This window comes from Lishizhenia sp. (assembly GCF_033720595.1).
Classification (GTDB): domain Bacteria; phylum Bacteroidota; class Bacteroidia; order Flavobacteriales_D; family Crocinitomicaceae; genus Lishizhenia.
Map to the genome: position 1 here is coordinate 1 of NZ_JAWWCF010000060.1, position 15296 is coordinate 15296.

Below are 15296 nucleotides of genomic sequence, written 5' to 3' on the forward strand. Positions count from 1 at the left end.
AAAAGAGGTGTAGAAAAAGGAAGTATTGTTACAAGTAGAGAGTTATTTCAATGTGATGTTCTAACTTCGCAACATGGCAGGAATTTATATACATATTCCATTTTGTAAACAAGCATGTTCCTATTGCGATTTTCATTTCAGTACAAGTTTTGAAAAGTATAAAACGCGTATGGTTAGTGCTATTTGTAAGGAAATTGTAACTCGAAAAAGTTATTTGGAAGGGGAGGCCTTGCAAAGTATTTACTTTGGGGGTGGAACACCAAGTGTTTTAGAAGCGGAGGAAATTCAGGAGATTCTTTCTACAATTACTGCCAATTTTCAAATTCATGAAAATAGAGAAATAACCTTAGAAGCGAACCCAGACGATATAACCCCGGAGAAGCTAAGTCAGTGGAAGGCGGCTGGTGTAAATCGTTTAAGCATAGGTGTGCAGTCATTTAGACAAGAAGATCTGGACTGGATGAACAGAGCACATAATGTAACAGAGGCAAAAAGAGCCTTAGAATTAGCAGCAGAACTAGGTTTTGAGTTGAGCATAGACGTGATCTATGGTTTGCCAAACTTCAACACAGAAGATTTTAAGCAAAATTTAGAGCAGGTTTTAGCCTACTCACCGGAACATTTATCGGCTTATTGTTTAACTATTGAAGAGAAAACAGCTTTGCATAAAGCCGTAGAGCAAGGTAAAATTGTTCCCTCTAACAATGAAGCACAAAGTGAGCAATTCGACTTTTTAGTAGATTTTCTAAAATCCAAAGGATACGAACAATACGAGATTTCCAACTTTGCCAGAGATGAAAAATACGCCGTTCACAACAGCAATTATTGGAAAGGGAAAAAGTATTTGGGAGTAGGTCCAAGTGCCCATAGTTTTAATGGAACATCAAGGTCGTGGAACGTCGCAAATAACGCTGTGTACATGAAGGCGGTTGAAAATGAGACTGACTACAACGAACTTGAAAGGTTAAGTGTTTACGACCAGTTCAATGAAGCTTTACTAGTTGGTTTACGCACCAAATGGGGTGTGGATAAAAATAGATTGAACGTTGAATTAAGAAACAACGACGAATTTAAAGCAAACATTGCCAATTTTATAGATCAAGGTTATATGATAGAAACTCCAGAAGTCTACTTGCTTACACAAAAAGGGAGGTTAAAAGCTGATGGAATAGCCAGTGATCTTTTTATTTTAGCGGATTAATGAACGGTTATAGAGGTACATGGCAGAAGATTTAATAATTTCAGGTGAGAGTAAGGTAGAAAAGTATGAAAATTTACTTCCACAATTGAAGGGCTTGTTGTCTGGAGAAGTGAATAAAATTGCGAATACTGCTAATTTATGTGCAGCTTTAAAAACTACTTTTAATTGGTATTGGATAGGGTTTTATTGGGTGGATACACCAGATGAATTAGTCTTAGGACCTTTTCAAGGACCAATAGCGTGTACACGTATCAAAAAAGGAAAAGGTGTTTGTGGTACGGCATGGGAAACAGAAAAGGTGCAAATTGTACCTGATGTTGAAGCTTTTCCAGGACATATCGCTTGTAGCGCTTTTTCAAAATCAGAAATTGTGTTGCCCGTTTGGCAAGGCGATAAGCTGATAGGTGTATTGGATGTAGACAGTGATACTTTAGATAGTTTTGATGCTATCGACGAAAAATATTTAGCGAAAATATGCGAAATTTTAGTGCATACCTTCTAGGACTATTGATACTTGTTTTGGTGCATTCTTGTGCTCAACCTGGACAGTTAACCGGAGGTGAAAAAGATGTAAAAGCACCTGTTCCTGTATACGCAAAAAGCAGCTTGAAACCAGCGAGTTTGAATGTGAAACCCAAGCGTATAGAGATTGTTTTTGACGAATACGTGAGTATTTCAAATCCGTCATCAAATATTACTATTACGCCGAATTCTTTAAAGGCTACAAGTAAAATTGTGGGAAAGAGTTTGGTAATGGATTTGGAGGGAGACTATCTCGAAAATACAACCTATACAATAGGTTTAAACAGAGCGGTTAAAGATATCACTGAAGGAAACGATAGTTTGATGTTCTTTGTCTTTTCTACGGGAAATGAAATAGATCAAGGAAAAGCTGAATTCATCGTTCAAAATGCTTTCAATAACAGACCCGTAAAGGATTACGTTGTAGGTCTATTTACAGAAGACATTCACAGAGATAGTGCGAGTAGACCGGTATATATGGGACTAACAAATGGTCAGGGTACGATTACTTTTGATTATTTAAAGGAGCAGGACTATTTTGTCTATGCTTTCGATGATCTCAATAAAAATGGTGCATTAGACTATGGTGAACCTGCAGGAGGTTTAAACAATACCTATTCGGTAAAAGATTCAGTAATGGCTACTCCGGCTATCATGGTGAATGAACAAAGGAAAAAATTTAGAATTTCTGAGGAAATTTCAAGTCCAGGTATCTGGTCTATTGCTTTTTCTCAAGCCGTAGATACGTCACAGTTAAAGTTAAATCATTCGAAACTGAAGTATATTGATTGGAATGAAGAAAATGATAGTGTTGCTTTATATTTTGAAGGGCTAGACAAACTTGAAGAAGTAAATGCAATATTCGTTGACCCTGAACATGGAGATACTTTAAAACGCAAATACTTTCCAGACTTAAAAGTGAAATTAACGTCAAAATCCAATCTTAAAAATAATCAGTTGAGGTATTTAGAAGATTTTGAATGGGTGTTTAATGATGTTGTGAAAGATATAGATCTTTCTCTGGTTCAAGTGGATAGTGGACAAGTAGTTCCCAACATAAGCTTCAATGGATCAAATAAATTGAGTGTGGCTTGGGAAGAGTTGGAAAAAGCAGATTCTTTGCGTTTAAGTTTTTTACCAGGAGCCATCAATTTTGCAAATTTTCAGTTAGAGGATAGTCTTACAAGCTATATCACAGCTCAAAAATCAAGTGATGTGGGTACCCTAATTGTCAAGGCAGACAGCGTTTTTCCAAAGGGCTACTTAGAAGTGGTAAAAGAGGGAATAACAATCATGCAGCAAAGAACAGATGAAACAATCCAAGCGTTAAACTTTGAAAATTTACAAGCGGGTAAGTATCAGTTCAGATTTGTTTACGACCTTAACAATGATGGTCGATGGACCCCGGGAAATATTTATTCCAATACTCCACCAGAACGCACGGTTTGGTTCGAAGAATCGTCAAACCTAAGAGCGAATTGGGAAGTAGAAACGGTATTGCAATTTGAATAGAAAGAACTTCAATATAGAGCAATTGTTCAATGGGAAACGCGTTTTTATTCCCATTGCTTTGGGTCTTGCCATTGTAGTTTTTATGCTTTACCGTAGTTTATCAAAAGAGCAGTTTATAGAAGACCACCAAAAAGGCACCCATGCTTGGGTTGATAGCAATGAAAATCAGAAGGTGGATTTGTCCGTACCCGAGGAGTTTGTACCAAAAGAGAAGGGCTCCTATAGACTTTCTACCCCCAATGATTTATTACGCGATGTCCATTTTGATGCACAAGCTGTTTTTTGGCTCATTATGGCTTTTCTATGCATGGTTGTTAGAGATGTGGCGTATATGCTGCGCATTAGAATACTTACTAAAAAGTTTCTTAGTTGGCGGAGAAGTTTCTTCGTAATCATGATGTGGGAGTTTGCCTCTGCCTTGTCACCAGGGGTTGTAGGAGGTTCTGCAGTAGCCATGTTTATTTTGAACAGGGAAGGAGTAAAATTAGGGAAGTCAACCGCCATTATCGTGGTAACAACATTGATGGACAATCTTGTTTTTGTTCTACTCATACCGCTTGTTTTAATCTTCATTCCATTAAGTATCTTCTTTGATGGTAATGCGGATTTGTTAACCTCCTTTTTCTGGATAGGATACGCCATCATTTCTGCGTTAAGCTTATTACTTTTCCTATGTATATTTGTTTGGCCAGAAATCATTACGGGTATATTGAAGTTAATGATGAAAATTCCCTTTCTCAAGCGTTGGCGGAAATCTGCTGTAGCCATGGGAAATGATTTAAAGGTTACTGCAAGCGAAATGCAAGGTGAGTCATTCAGTCATTGGCTTAAAGCTTTTGGTGCCACAATGTTATCTTGGTTGGGTCGTTATGCGGTAATCAATTGTATTTTACAAGCCTTTATTAGTATCAGTTTATTAGATCACGTACAAATACTAGGGAAACAACTCATCCTTTGGTTAGTGATGATGGTAAGTATAACTCCGGGAGGTAGTGGTATTGCAGAGTATGCATTTTCTGAGTTACTTACAGGATTTGGTGCTTCTATGCTATTGCTTGCTGTATTGGCTATTATTTGGCGTTTAATCTCTTATTTTCCCTATTTATTTATTGGAGTATATGTGCTACCGAATTGGTTGCGCAGTACCAAACAAAAACAGAAATGAATACACCTCCATTTTTACAGAAAGGCGATACCATTGCCTTAGTTGCCCCGGCAAAAGCAATTGAAGAAAAACACATTCTGGTTGCAAAAACGTTTTGGGAGAAGCAAGGGTATAACGTTAAGTTGGGTCAACACGTTTTAGGGCGACATCATTATTTCTCGGGAACCGAAGAAGAGCGCTATGCTGATATGCAGGCAGCCTTGAATGATGATGAGGTAAAAGCCATAGTTTGCGCCAGAGGGGGATATGGATGTGTTCAGATATTAGATCAACTGAATTGGGCAGGCATGTTAGACGAACCCAAATGGATTTTAGGGTTTAGTGATGTAACTTTCTTTCATCAGCACCTGAATTATTTAGGAGTAGAAAGTGTACACAGCACTATGCCTTTAAATTATGCAGAGAACACCACAGAAGCGTTGCAAAGTATGGTGGATGTGTTAGCTGGAAAGCCAACTGTATACTCGTGGAACAACTCAGAAGCGGTTGAGGGAGACGAAGAAGGAGTGCTCTTAGGAGGTAACCTCAGTATTGTTTACAGTCTATTAGGTACAGACGCACAACCCAATTACAACAATGCTATTCTTTATCTAGAAGAGGTGGGGGAACATCTATATGCCATTGATAGAATGTTTTTCGCTTTACAGAAGGCAGGTGTGTTGCGTAAACTAAAAGGTTTAGTGATAGGGGGTATGACAAGTATAGGTGATACGACACCTGGTTTTGGTCAAACTTTGGAGGAAATGGTTAAAAAACATTTCCGATTCAGAAAGCTACCTATAGCCTTTGATTTTATGGCGGGCCACATCAATGATAACAGAGCCTTACGATTGGGGGCTAATTATCGTTTAAATGTCAAAAATGGGGAGTGTAGTTTAAGCTTAGCGGAATAAAAAAAGCGCAATACATCAGTATCACGCTTTATCAATATCTTTTAGTTTATTTAATTACCAATGCGGACAAGTATTACATCCGTTAGTTGGTCGTATATAAAACAAGGCTCCAACAGATGTTTCAAACATCACAAAACCATATTTATGACGGGTATAAGCACGCGCGTCATTGGGTCTGTTTTTTACTTTTAGCTGCTGGTTAAATCCACCCAAAACACTGCTTTTAATGTACATGTGTTTGAAAAAATCTAATCGAACCCCAATATGACCGCTAATACCGTAACCACTTAAGGAAATCGTTCTTCTATCAAACTGTTGGGCAAAGTTAAAGTCATTAAAACTAAGGAGACCACCAGCTCCAACTCCCATCAAAGTATTGAAAGCAAAGTTCTTATCTTTTGTAGCATACCATTGGTCTGTTCGCGTTAATTGAAAATTGATGTAATTTAAACCGTCAGAGTTCTCATAATGAATATGTTCTCTATCTGTAACTACGGGTACATCATTGTAATTTCCACTCCAAATATTGTCCACACCAGGTTCTATTACACCATCGAGAAGTACTTCATTTTGATCGTTGAGAATGTACTTCATGTGTTCATATCCTAAACTCAAATCCCAATTATTCCAAAAATAGTAACCAGCCCTAATGTTAAATTGAGGAATGGTAATCTTTTTAAGGTTGAGGTATACCCCCAAATCTAAAGGGTAAGGGTTATCAGATGCTTTTGCATTTTTTAAAGTGAAGTCGTAGTTACTACCTACAAAATTGATGTCACTTTTCGTGTAAGCACTTCTGTTATACCCCCAATTGACGTAGAAGGTACCTTGAGCATACGAATTTTTTCCTTTTTTTTTGCGTCGTTGAGCGCTTGCATCTTGTACTTGTAAACAGCTCAATGCAATTAAAATTAGAAGAATAAATCTCATATTATCTGTTCATTATTGAATGGCATTCCATTCTTCTTCGGAAAGAATTCTACTTAAAACATGCAAGTATTCATTGTCAGAAGATGCGTAGGCAACTAAACCTAGCCCTTTTGCATAAAGGTTGTTCATGGCATAAACTTTACTCTTTCCATTTCCATTAAAGGAGTTGTAAAAGCTCATTTTAATGCTGTCTCTCACCAAAACGGCAGGATATGTTTTCCCTTCGAAGATAAAAGAGGTATCAGTCTGTATACAGGTCTTTTTCGATTCAAAAAAAGTGCTCACACTATCCAAATGACTTGGAAAGGATACGTTCATATAACTTGCTTCTTGTTGAGAACCGGGTAAAAACCCTTCTGCATTTAGGTAACTCTTTCTTTTCTGATTCCATCGATCAATTACCATGTGCTCAACAACCGAAATACTATCGTCTAATTTAAAAGTATATCCTTCCGTTAAACGTAGATTCGCTTTATACGACTCCATGAATAACACCTCTTCATTGTTCAACTTTCCTTTGTAGAATAGATGTATTTTCTCATCCAAAGGTTGAAGTGTATCCAAATAAACATAGGCTGTTTTACCGTCCTTAACGGGGTAGAAATAATCTACCAAGCTCATCTTCTTTTTTGGTGCGGTATTACAAGCAAAAAGTAGAACAGTTAAAAATAGAAAAGCACTGATTTTATTCATGGATTAGCTCATTTTTAGGAAAGAGACTTCCTGTTCAGTTAAATGTCTGTATTTTCCTCTTGGAAGATCTTTCTTGGTTAAAGAATGGAATTTTACGCGATCTAATTTCACCACAGTATATCCTAAATGTTCAAAGATTCTACGAACAATACGGTTTTTGCCGGAGTGAATTTCAATCCCTACATCACGACTAGTTTTACCATCAACGTACGAAATGTTATCGGCTTTTATTTCACCATCTTCCAAATGTATTCCCATCTCAATTTGCTTGATATGTTCGATACTCACGGGTTTGTCTGTATGAACATGGTAAATTTTAGAAGCTTTGTGACGAGGGTGTGTTAACTTTTTAGCCAAATCACCATCATTGGTAAATAGTAAAAGTCCTGTTGTATCTCTATCCAAACGTCCTACCGGGTAAACGCGCTCTTTACAAGCTTTCATAACTAAGCCCATTACCGTTTTTCTTCCCCATGGATCATCCATCGTAGTGATAAAATCTTTGGGTTTGTTCAATAAAACGTAACGCTTTGTTTCTGCATTGATCGTTTCACCGTCGTACTGTACTTTATCACCTGGTTTTACTTTGTATCCCATTTCAGTAACAATTTTACCATTAATAGATACAACTCCAGTTTCAATAAGTACATCGGCCTCACGACGAGAACAGATTCCTGCGTTAGATAAAAATTTATTTAAACGTACTTCATTCGAAAAAGAAGGAAGTGGCTCTTTACTTTTTGGTGCTTTGTTTCCAAATGGAGGTCTACCCCCTGTTGGTTTCTGCGACTTAAAAGAAGATTTTGATTTTTTGTTTTTAGAAAAGCTACTGCTTTTTTTGGTGTTGTTCTGCTTAGATTTCTGCGAACCACCTTTTTTGTTAGAATATCCCATCCTTACGTATAATTTTTGGCAAAGATAAGTATTAAAAGAATGCAAAAGTGTTAAATCCAAGAAGTGTCATCCAAAGGTCTTCTCCTTGCGTAAATCTTTAGGAAAACTCCTTATTTTTGAACCAAACACAGAGTTATGAAATTGCTTTTATTAATTCCCTTATTTTTTCTTCAGTCGGCCAATGTTGTGACGTTAACCGTTAAAGTAAAAGGCGTTCCGAATGAACAAGGTAATGTAATGGTTGGTGTGTACAACGAGGCTGATAATTTTAGTCATCCAACAAAAGTCTACAAAAGCAAGATTGTAAAAGCAAAGAAGGGCGAGGTAAGTTTAACCATATCCTTTGAAAAAGGGGAAAAAGTAGCGTTAGCCTTATATCACGATGAAAATGCGAATAAGGTTTTGGATAAAAATATGTTTGGTGTACCTACAGAGGTGTATGGCTTTTCGAATGATGCCAGAGGAACATTTTCTGCACCTAGTTTTGAAGAAGCAGAGATTGTGATGGACGCAAATAAAGCTGTTGAGGTGACATTGCAGTAAAATGGATTTTCAGTATCATGTGAAGGAAATTCGGCTCTACCTTAAATCACAAGAATAGTTTGGGAAATAGAGGAAGGTGTCTCTCTGTTTTACGAAAGAATACTAGGAAAACGAACAAAATTTCGGGTACTCAAAAATTGTAAGGTTTATCGGAGCACCCAAATACTTTTCTTCCTATCTTTCTACCTAAAACACCTCCCATGCAAGACATAGAAAATATAGAACTCAACTACCTTAGCTTGGACGATTACCAAGAGCTAAAAGAGGCAATGATTGAGGCTTATTCTTCCATGCCAGACTCTTTTTGGCGTAAACAAGAAATAAAAAACCTGCTCAATAAATTTCCAGAAGGTCAAGTAGTCATTAAAGTAAATCAGCAAATTGCGGGTTGTGCTTTTTCTATCATTGTAGATGAGGAGAAAACGGATGCACAACATACCTATGATGAAATCACCGGGAATTCGAAGTTCAATACCCATAACCCCGATGGTGATGTACTGTACGGAGTGGAAGTTTTTATAAAACCAGAGTTTCGCGGGATGCGTTTAGGGCGTCGACTCTATGATTATCGCAAGGAACTGTGTGAAAAACTCAATTTAAAAAGTGTGGCCTTTGGTGGACGAATCCCAAATTACCACAACTATGCGGATGAACTCACACCTAAGGAATATATAGAAAAAGTCCGTTTAAAGGAAATTGATGATCCCGTACTGAATTTTCAAATGTCCAATGATTTTCACCCCAAACGCGTGCTTAAAAACTACCTAGAGGGTGATAATTTGTCTAACGAATACGCCGTATTACTGGAGTGGGATAATATCTATTATACAAAGCCCAGTAAAGCCCCAACCATTACAAAAAAAGTGGTTCGCTTAGGACTTATACAGTGGCAGATGAGACCTTATGATAACATGGAAGAATTGATGCGACAGGCGGAATTCTTTATCGATTCTTTATCGGGTTATCGATCAGATTTTGCTTTGTTCCCAGAATACTTTAATGCTCCATTGATGGCAGATTTTAATCACCTCTCGGAGCCGGATGCAATACGGGAATTGGCGAATTTTACGGACGTGATTACAGAGAAATTGTCGGAATTAGCAATATCTTATAACATCAATATTATAACGGGTTCTATGCCTTACGTCGAAAATGAGAACCTATTAAATGTTGGATTTGTTTGTCATAGAGACGGTAGGGTAGAGCGGTATGAAAAATTACACGTTACACCCGACGAAGAGAAAGTATGGGGATTAGTAGGTGGTAACACTTTGCAAACGTTTGATACGGATTGCGGAAAGATAGGAGTATTGATCTGTTATGATTCTGAATTTCCAGAATTGAGTAGATTGCTTGCCGATGACGGCATGGACATACTTTTTGTGCCCTTTTTAACAGATACTCAGAACGGATTCTCACGTGTAAAACATTGTGCCCAAGCCAGAGCGATTGAAAATGAGTGTTATGTTGCCATTGCCGGAAGTGTAGGAAACCTACCCAAGGTACACAACATGGATATCCAGTATGCCCAATCTATGGTTTTCACGCCATGTGACTTTGCTTTTCCCAATAATGGGGTGAAAGCAGAAGCTACGCCCAATACCGAAATGATATTGATTGCGGATGTAGATATGGATTTATTGCGTGAGTTGAATCAGCATGGAAGTGTTAGGAATCTACAAGACAGAAGGTTGGATATTTTTCAACTAAAAGGTAATTTGACCAATCAAGAGAAGTAATATTGACATTTGTTAGTTCTATCGTTGAATTTTGTGTTCATCCTTATTCCGGTAAATTGACTACTTTTGCAAAAAATAAATAGAGTTATGCGTCCTAAAAAAGCATCAGAAACATTAGCTACCAGCACAAAACTAGTATTACCCAATGACACTAACCCTCACAACAATTTGTTTGGAGGATCTTTGCTAGCGTGGATGGATGTTATTGCCAGTATATCGGCGCAAAGACATTGTAGAAGAGTTGTAGTAACAGCTTCTGTAAATAACGTTTCTTTTGGTAAACCTATTCCTCATTCTTCTATCGTTACCTTAAAAGCACAAGTTTCAAGAGCTTTTAATAGTTCAATGGAGATTTTTGTGGATGTATACGTGGAGAACCAAGTTTCTGGAAAAATGGAAAAGAGTAACGAGGCTATATATACCTTCGTTGCTGTCGACCAGAATGGTGGACCAATTCAGGTTCCGGAGTTAATACCAGAAACAGAAGAAGAGATTAAAAGATTCGACGGTGCTTTGAGAAGAAAGCAGTTGAGTTTAATCTTGGCGGGTAAAATGAACCCAGCCGATGCAACAGAATTGAAAGCGCTATTCTTAGGGAATTCTGAAGAAGTTTAATTAGTAGTAAATACTGATTCCGATAAAGGTTCTATCAAGGTATATTGGCTTTGGTAGAACCTTTTTTTATTTATTTCTTATTTTTTAAGGTGAGTTAACAGCTTTATTTTGAGTGTTTAATGAGGATAATCCCTAAAGAGAGAAATAATAAATTAACATTTTTCCAACGCTTAAAGATCAAGAATCGTTTCTAAAAATAGATGTTTTCGTTATACTGGAAAACCATCGCTACTACTGTAATTATAAAAAATTGGTGTATCGTTTGTGCGGTACACTTTTTTTATATCCTTTCCATTATATTTTCAGGAACAACCTTAACGTCTTTAATGTTCAATTGTAGGGTAGATTTTTCTCTCCACGTGTTGATTTCTAAGGTATACACTAAGTCTATGGCTTTACCTTCTTTTAAAACCTCATACAACTCAGGCATATTAAAACCGATAGCGTCTATCCTAACACCTGTTTCTTCTTGGTAGAATTGTGCCTTAATATGCAAATCTTTGAGAAGCCTAAATCCGTTTTCCGCTTTTACATTTCTACTTAAAAATGTAGGTTTCATATTGTCTGGACCATGAGGTTCAAACTGTTTTAGAATACGCTTTAAACGAGGTACTTTATGTAGATCTTCACCGTGCGTAAAAATATCTGCGAAATCCACTTCTAAATCTATGATCTCTTCGGGAACCTCTTGTTCTGCTGTGATGCTGTTGGCAACGACCTCTTCAAATTTTGCTTTGAAGTTTTCTACCTTGTCTTTGGCTAGGGTCAATCCAGCGGCGTATTTATGTCCCCCAAATTGTATCATCTCTTCAGCACAAGCTTCAAGGGCATTGTACACATTAAATCCTTTAACACTGCGCACGGAGCCCGCAACAACATCTCCTGAATCCGTAAGTACTACAGTAGGTCTATAGTATTTTTCAATCAGTCTTGAGGCAACAATTCCAATCACCCCTTTGTGCCAGTCCTCCTGATATACAACAGTAGATTTCTTTTGCTCAAATCCGGGTTCTTGAGTAAGAGCTATTAACGCTTCATCGGTGATATTGGCATCTAAATTTCTTCTTTCTTCATTGGCCAATTGAATTTCATGTGCAATTCGCTCCGCTTCTTGATTGTCTTTCGCGGTTAACAAACGAACAGCTTCCTTAGCATCACCTAATCTACCTGCTGCGTTAATTCTCGGTGCTATGGTAAAAACAACATCCGTAATGGTTAAAGGCAGTTGACGGTTAGCGAGTTTCAGCAAACTTACAATACCTTGTCGGGGTTGCGTGTTCAATTGCTGCAAACCATTCATACAAAGTGTTCTATTTTCACCTGTCATGCTTACGATATCTGCTCCAATGGAAATAGCAACTAAATCTAATTCGTTGAAAAGTGTGTGGGTATCCCAATCATTTTCTAAACATAAAGCGTGCATGAGTTTAAACCCAACACCACATCCAGAAAGCTCCTTGTAAGGATAGTCACATTCTTTTTGTTTGGGATCTAAAACAATGGCTTCAGGTAAAACATCTCCTGGGGTATGGTGATCACATATAATGATGTCTACACCCAACTCTTTGGCATAACTACAAAGTTCTGTGGCTTTGATTCCACAATCCAGTGTGATGATACACTTAAAACCATTTTCTGCGGCATATTCCACACCTTTTTTACTCAAACCATAACCCTCTGCATACCTATCCGGAATATAAAATTCTAGTGGTGAATAGTGCTTGGAGAGGAAAGAATAAACCAAAGCCACAGCACTGGTTCCATCCACATCATAGTCACCGTAAATGAGAATTTTTTCTTCCTTTTCAAAAGCCTTGTTCAAACGATCAACGGCTTTCTGCATATTAAGCATCAGGAAGGGAGAATGTAAATCATCTAAGGTGGGTCTAAAGAACAAACGCGCAGCTTCATAAGTGTTGATTTCTCGCTGTAACAATAGATGTGCAACGGTTTCTGATACCGTTAAATCTTTTACTAAGGCTTCAATTTCTTGCGTCTGTGGTTGCTCTTTTAAGATCCATCTCTTCTCCATAACTCCAAAGTTAAAAAGCTTCTGTGCTTTTGGTTCAATAATTCTGATTTTATCCACAGCACCAACCAAAGATATTCACGAAAAATTAGCGGTCTACAAAACAATAGAATTGTCCGGTTATCCCCTGAAAACACTTGAAAATATGATGAAATCTGGTTAGGTTGTGATCAGCTTTCCTACGTAAGTTACGTTAAAAAATTCTTTTTCACAATGCTTCGTGTAGTATTACTTTTGAGGGGTAAGGCTTATATTTTTAACTTTACGAGCTTAAGAATATGTTTTTATGACGCGCTATTTATTAACTACATTGTTGGTTGCAATGTGCACACTTGGCAGAGCACAAACCAACTCCTATTCTTTTGCAAAATTTGTGGCCCCCAATGGTATTGAAGTTGAAAACGTTTCTCCTTCGTATTATGGTGAATACAAATTTGACGACTACACCCTTATTATTAATGACAAAGGTATCTTCTCGAAGAAAACCATGTACCTTTCTATTTCCAAAGAAACGATTCAAACGAATGATAAATATTCGGTAAGAGGAGATTATTTGTTTGGAGTGAAAAAGGATGATAGCATCTTCTGTGTTTTAGATGGTGATCAATACTTTTATGGTTTACGTGAGGAAGTTCAGTTGATAGGAGATTCTACTTCGAATAAACTCATTGATGATGGAGACTGTTATTACATTAACTTCTACGAGAAGGGTATTTGGATGCCTGCACGTTTGGAGTTCAAGAATGGAAAACTCTTAATGGCTCACTTTGACTACCCTACAGAGACAGAGGTGTTCGATCACATTGAATTAAAAACAACAGCTCAGCACGATGGGTTGAACGAAATAAGGTTATGGCCTACCTCAGAAGAATGGAATGCCATAGACTTATCTGTAATTTTTCCTGAAGTTCAAGAGTATATCCGATTATGAGTGAATTAAAACGTCTAAATAAAGCCATCGCTGAAACAGGATTTTGTTCGCGCCGCGAGGCAGATAAAATTATTGAAGAAGGTCGTGTTTCTGTAAATGGAGAAGCGGTCGGACTCGGTGTGAAAGTGACAGCGAACGACAGTATTGCTGTAGACGGAAAACTCATTACCAAAGAGGTAGGTAATATTTACCTCATCTTTAACAAGCCCATTGGCGTTACCTGTACAACAGATACGCGCATCAAAGGAAATATTATTTCTTACCTCAACTACCCCGAGCGTATTTTCCCTATTGGACGTTTAGATAAACCTTCTGAAGGACTTATCTTTTTAACCAATGATGGAGATATAGTTAACAAGATTCTACGTGCCCGTAACAACCACGAGAAAGAATACATTGTAAAGGTCAACAAGCGCATTACAGACGAGTTCATCAAACGCATGGGAGGTGGTTTGCCTATTTTAGATACGGTGACTAAGAAATGTAAGGTAGAGAAGATAGATAACTTCACCTTTAAAATCATTCTTACGCAAGGTTTAAACCGCCAAATTCGTCGTATGTGTGAATACCTAGGTTACGAGGTAGAAGCCCTGAAAAGAACGCGTATAATGAACGTAAAATTGGGCAACCTTAAACCTGGTCAAATTCGTCCGTTTACCAAGAATGAATTTGAGGTACTGAACGATTTGATCGCAGATTCTAAAAAGACTTTTAACGAGGAAATTTAAGCCGAGGCAAAAGTAAGAAGGCAATAGGCATTAGTATAGTAATCTCCTTATTCTCTACTCACACTCAATACTGTTTTATGGGGGAGTAGTTTGTTTCTTTTCTTGAAAAGTGAATTCTACAGATATGAAAGGAAAGTTTTTGATGCTAATTCTACTCGCTTCTTTTACTGCAAACTGTCAGGTTTATTTGGGTAATATTAGAGACAGTGTTGCCACGGTTCATGAAATAGTAGGTAACAATCAATTGCTCATTTTTTATGGTGGCGCACGTGACACCTGCTCAAAAGTTCTGGGGTTTGAGGCCTACATTATTACTACATTAAAGGATACTATTACGCTACGATCATCTATTCGTACACCACAAACAAACTGTTTTACAGCTGCAGAAATCAAACGCATAAAAATGATGAGACCTGGGGATATACTCTATATTCCCGTGTGTTGGCAATCGTGTTCTAGTTGTGTTTTAAGAAGAAGAAACATCAATTTGAAAGTCAGAATAAAACTGTAATACCAAACTCTTTTACTCGTCCCTTTTCCTAAATACTCCTTACTCACACGCAATACTGTTTTATGGCAGCCTTAACGCGTCTTCCGCTGTAGTTGTTTCGGGTACACTAAGTCTTGCTAAACGTTTTTGTAGCTTCTGTTAGTCGCTCCAAAACCTAAAGCAAAACTAAGTCTCCCCGCAAAAAGCTGCCGCTGCAACCGCTGGCTGAGTTTTTAATTCAAAATTGAAAGTTCAAGATTCAAAAATAGGAGAGTAGTTTTTTCTTTATGTAACAGATACAGAGTTGTTATTCAAATGTTAATTCAACTTTTTTAACATCCCTTTTCCAAGCTTTTGTTCACTTTTGCACTATGTATTTGCAGAACAAAACAAACACATACACCCAAACAT

At 37.5% G+C, this 15296-nt stretch carries 15 protein-coding genes; 11 read left to right on the forward strand and 4 right to left on the reverse strand.

The annotated features are described in order from the left end of the window. Positions 1–73: 73 nt before the first annotated feature. From hemW to R3333_RS06105, 5 genes are read left to right on the forward strand one after another with little or no spacing between them, the layout of a single operon-like run. Entirely contained in the window at positions 74–1201 is a 1128-nt protein-coding gene (gene hemW, locus R3333_RS06085; protein ID WP_318957898.1) for a radical SAM family heme chaperone HemW, read from the forward strand. A 19-nt stretch (positions 1202–1220) separates the two neighbouring features. Then, on the forward strand, positions 1221–1703 hold the full coding sequence (locus R3333_RS06090) for a GAF domain-containing protein (RefSeq protein ID WP_318957899.1): 483 nt from the start codon (positions 1221–1223) through the stop codon (positions 1701–1703). Next, on the forward strand, positions 1676–3235 hold the full coding sequence (locus R3333_RS06095) for an Ig-like domain-containing protein (protein ID WP_318957900.1): 1560 nt from the start codon (positions 1676–1678) through the stop codon (positions 3233–3235). The genes R3333_RS06090 and R3333_RS06095 overlap by 28 nt, the downstream gene beginning before the upstream one ends. After that, entirely contained in the window at positions 3228–4400 is a 1173-nt protein-coding gene (locus R3333_RS06100; protein ID WP_318957901.1) for a lysylphosphatidylglycerol synthase transmembrane domain-containing protein, read from the forward strand. The genes R3333_RS06095 and R3333_RS06100 overlap by 8 nt, the downstream gene beginning before the upstream one ends. Beyond that, positions 4397–5293 (forward strand): LD-carboxypeptidase, encoded by an 897-nt coding sequence (locus tag R3333_RS06105; protein ID WP_318957902.1) that lies wholly within the window; start codon positions 4397–4399, stop codon positions 5291–5293. The genes R3333_RS06100 and R3333_RS06105 overlap by 4 nt, the downstream gene beginning before the upstream one ends. A gap of 54 nt (positions 5294–5347) precedes the next feature. Here the strand turns inward: R3333_RS06105 and R3333_RS06110 are convergent, their stop codons facing one another. From R3333_RS06110 to R3333_RS06120, 3 genes are read right to left on the reverse strand one after another with little or no spacing between them, the layout of a single operon-like run. Further along, entirely contained in the window at positions 5348–6223 is an 876-nt protein-coding gene (locus tag R3333_RS06110) for a hypothetical protein (RefSeq protein ID WP_318957903.1), read from the reverse strand. Positions 6224–6235: 12 nt separating this feature from the next. Beyond that, complete coding sequence (locus R3333_RS06115) at positions 6236–6916, reverse strand: hypothetical protein (RefSeq protein ID WP_318957904.1); 681 nt, start codon at positions 6914–6916, stop codon at positions 6236–6238. A gap of 3 nt (positions 6917–6919) precedes the next feature. Next, a complete protein-coding gene (locus tag R3333_RS06120) occupies positions 6920–7810 on the reverse strand; it encodes a pseudouridine synthase (protein WP_318957905.1) in 891 nt (296 codons plus the stop codon). Between the two features lie 135 nt (positions 7811–7945). Here R3333_RS06120 and R3333_RS06125 point away from each other — a divergent pair, with 135 nt between their 5' ends. The 3 genes from R3333_RS06125 to R3333_RS06135 all read left to right on the forward strand — a co-directional run bounded on the left by R3333_RS06125 (position 7946) and on the right by R3333_RS06135 (position 10707). After that, on the forward strand, positions 7946–8353 hold the full coding sequence (locus R3333_RS06125; protein WP_318957906.1) for a DUF2141 domain-containing protein: 408 nt from the start codon (positions 7946–7948) through the stop codon (positions 8351–8353). 200 nt (positions 8354–8553) lie between these two features. Continuing rightward, positions 8554–10092: a bifunctional GNAT family N-acetyltransferase/carbon-nitrogen hydrolase family protein gene (locus tag R3333_RS06130; protein ID WP_318957907.1), complete on the forward strand. Its 1539-nt coding sequence runs from the start codon at positions 8554–8556 to the stop codon at positions 10090–10092. A gap of 87 nt (positions 10093–10179) precedes the next feature. Next, positions 10180–10707 (forward strand): acyl-CoA thioesterase, encoded by a 528-nt coding sequence (locus R3333_RS06135; RefSeq protein ID WP_318957908.1) that lies wholly within the window; start codon positions 10180–10182, stop codon positions 10705–10707. 280 nt (positions 10708–10987) lie between these two features. Here the strand turns inward: R3333_RS06135 and recJ are convergent, their stop codons facing one another. Next, on the reverse strand, positions 10988–12739 hold the full coding sequence (gene recJ, locus R3333_RS06140; protein WP_318957909.1) for a single-stranded-DNA-specific exonuclease RecJ: 1752 nt from the start codon (positions 12737–12739) through the stop codon (positions 10988–10990). A gap of 283 nt (positions 12740–13022) precedes the next feature. On the opposite strand from recJ, the gene R3333_RS06145 reads away from it, so the two are divergent. The 3 genes from R3333_RS06145 (at position 13023) to R3333_RS06155 (ending at position 14906) form a co-directional block, all read left to right on the forward strand. Then, positions 13023–13667, forward strand: a complete 645-nt coding sequence (locus R3333_RS06145) for a hypothetical protein (RefSeq protein WP_318957910.1) — start codon at positions 13023–13025, stop codon at positions 13665–13667. Continuing rightward, complete coding sequence (locus tag R3333_RS06150; protein ID WP_318957911.1) at positions 13664–14395, forward strand: pseudouridine synthase; 732 nt, start codon at positions 13664–13666, stop codon at positions 14393–14395. Before R3333_RS06145 ends, R3333_RS06150 begins: the two co-directional genes overlap by 4 nt. Positions 14396–14519: 124 nt before the next feature. Beyond that, positions 14520–14906 carry a hypothetical protein gene (locus R3333_RS06155; protein ID WP_318957912.1) on the forward strand — a complete coding sequence of 129 codons (387 nt, stop codon included), beginning with the start codon at positions 14520–14522 and terminating at the stop codon, positions 14904–14906. Positions 14907–15296: the final 390 nt, after the last annotated feature.

Excerpts from the sequence above, each read along its gene's own strand:
- R3333_RS06115 (WP_318957904.1), bottom strand. The coding sequence starts at position 6,916 with ATGAATAAAATCAGTGCTTTTCTATTTTTAACTGTTCTACTTTTTGCT.
- R3333_RS06110 (WP_318957903.1), bottom strand. The coding sequence starts at position 6,223 with ATGAGATTTATTCTTCTAATTTTAATTGCATTGAGCTGTTTACAAGTA.
- R3333_RS06150 (WP_318957911.1), top strand. The coding sequence starts at position 13,664 with ATGAGTGAATTAAAACGTCTAAATAAAGCCATCGCTGAAACAGGATTT.
- R3333_RS06125 (WP_318957906.1), top strand. The coding sequence starts at position 7,946 with ATGAAATTGCTTTTATTAATTCCCTTATTTTTTCTTCAGTCGGCCAAT.
- R3333_RS06095 (WP_318957900.1), top strand. The coding sequence starts at position 1,676 with ATGCGAAATTTTAGTGCATACCTTCTAGGACTATTGATACTTGTTTTG.
- R3333_RS06090 (WP_318957899.1), top strand. The coding sequence starts at position 1,221 with ATGGCAGAAGATTTAATAATTTCAGGTGAGAGTAAGGTAGAAAAGTAT.
- R3333_RS06145 (WP_318957910.1), top strand. The coding sequence starts at position 13,023 with ATGACGCGCTATTTATTAACTACATTGTTGGTTGCAATGTGCACACTT.
- R3333_RS06120 (WP_318957905.1), bottom strand. The coding sequence starts at position 7,810 with ATGGGATATTCTAACAAAAAAGGTGGTTCGCAGAAATCTAAGCAGAAC.
- R3333_RS06155 (WP_318957912.1), top strand. The coding sequence starts at position 14,520 with ATGAAAGGAAAGTTTTTGATGCTAATTCTACTCGCTTCTTTTACTGCA.
- recJ (WP_318957909.1), bottom strand. The coding sequence starts at position 12,739 with ATGGAGAAGAGATGGATCTTAAAAGAGCAACCACAGACGCAAGAAATT.
- R3333_RS06135 (WP_318957908.1), top strand. The coding sequence starts at position 10,180 with ATGCGTCCTAAAAAAGCATCAGAAACATTAGCTACCAGCACAAAACTA.
- R3333_RS06105 (WP_318957902.1), top strand. The coding sequence starts at position 4,397 with ATGAATACACCTCCATTTTTACAGAAAGGCGATACCATTGCCTTAGTT.
- hemW (WP_318957898.1), top strand. The coding sequence starts at position 74 with ATGGCAGGAATTTATATACATATTCCATTTTGTAAACAAGCATGTTCC.
- R3333_RS06130 (WP_318957907.1), top strand. The coding sequence starts at position 8,554 with ATGCAAGACATAGAAAATATAGAACTCAACTACCTTAGCTTGGACGAT.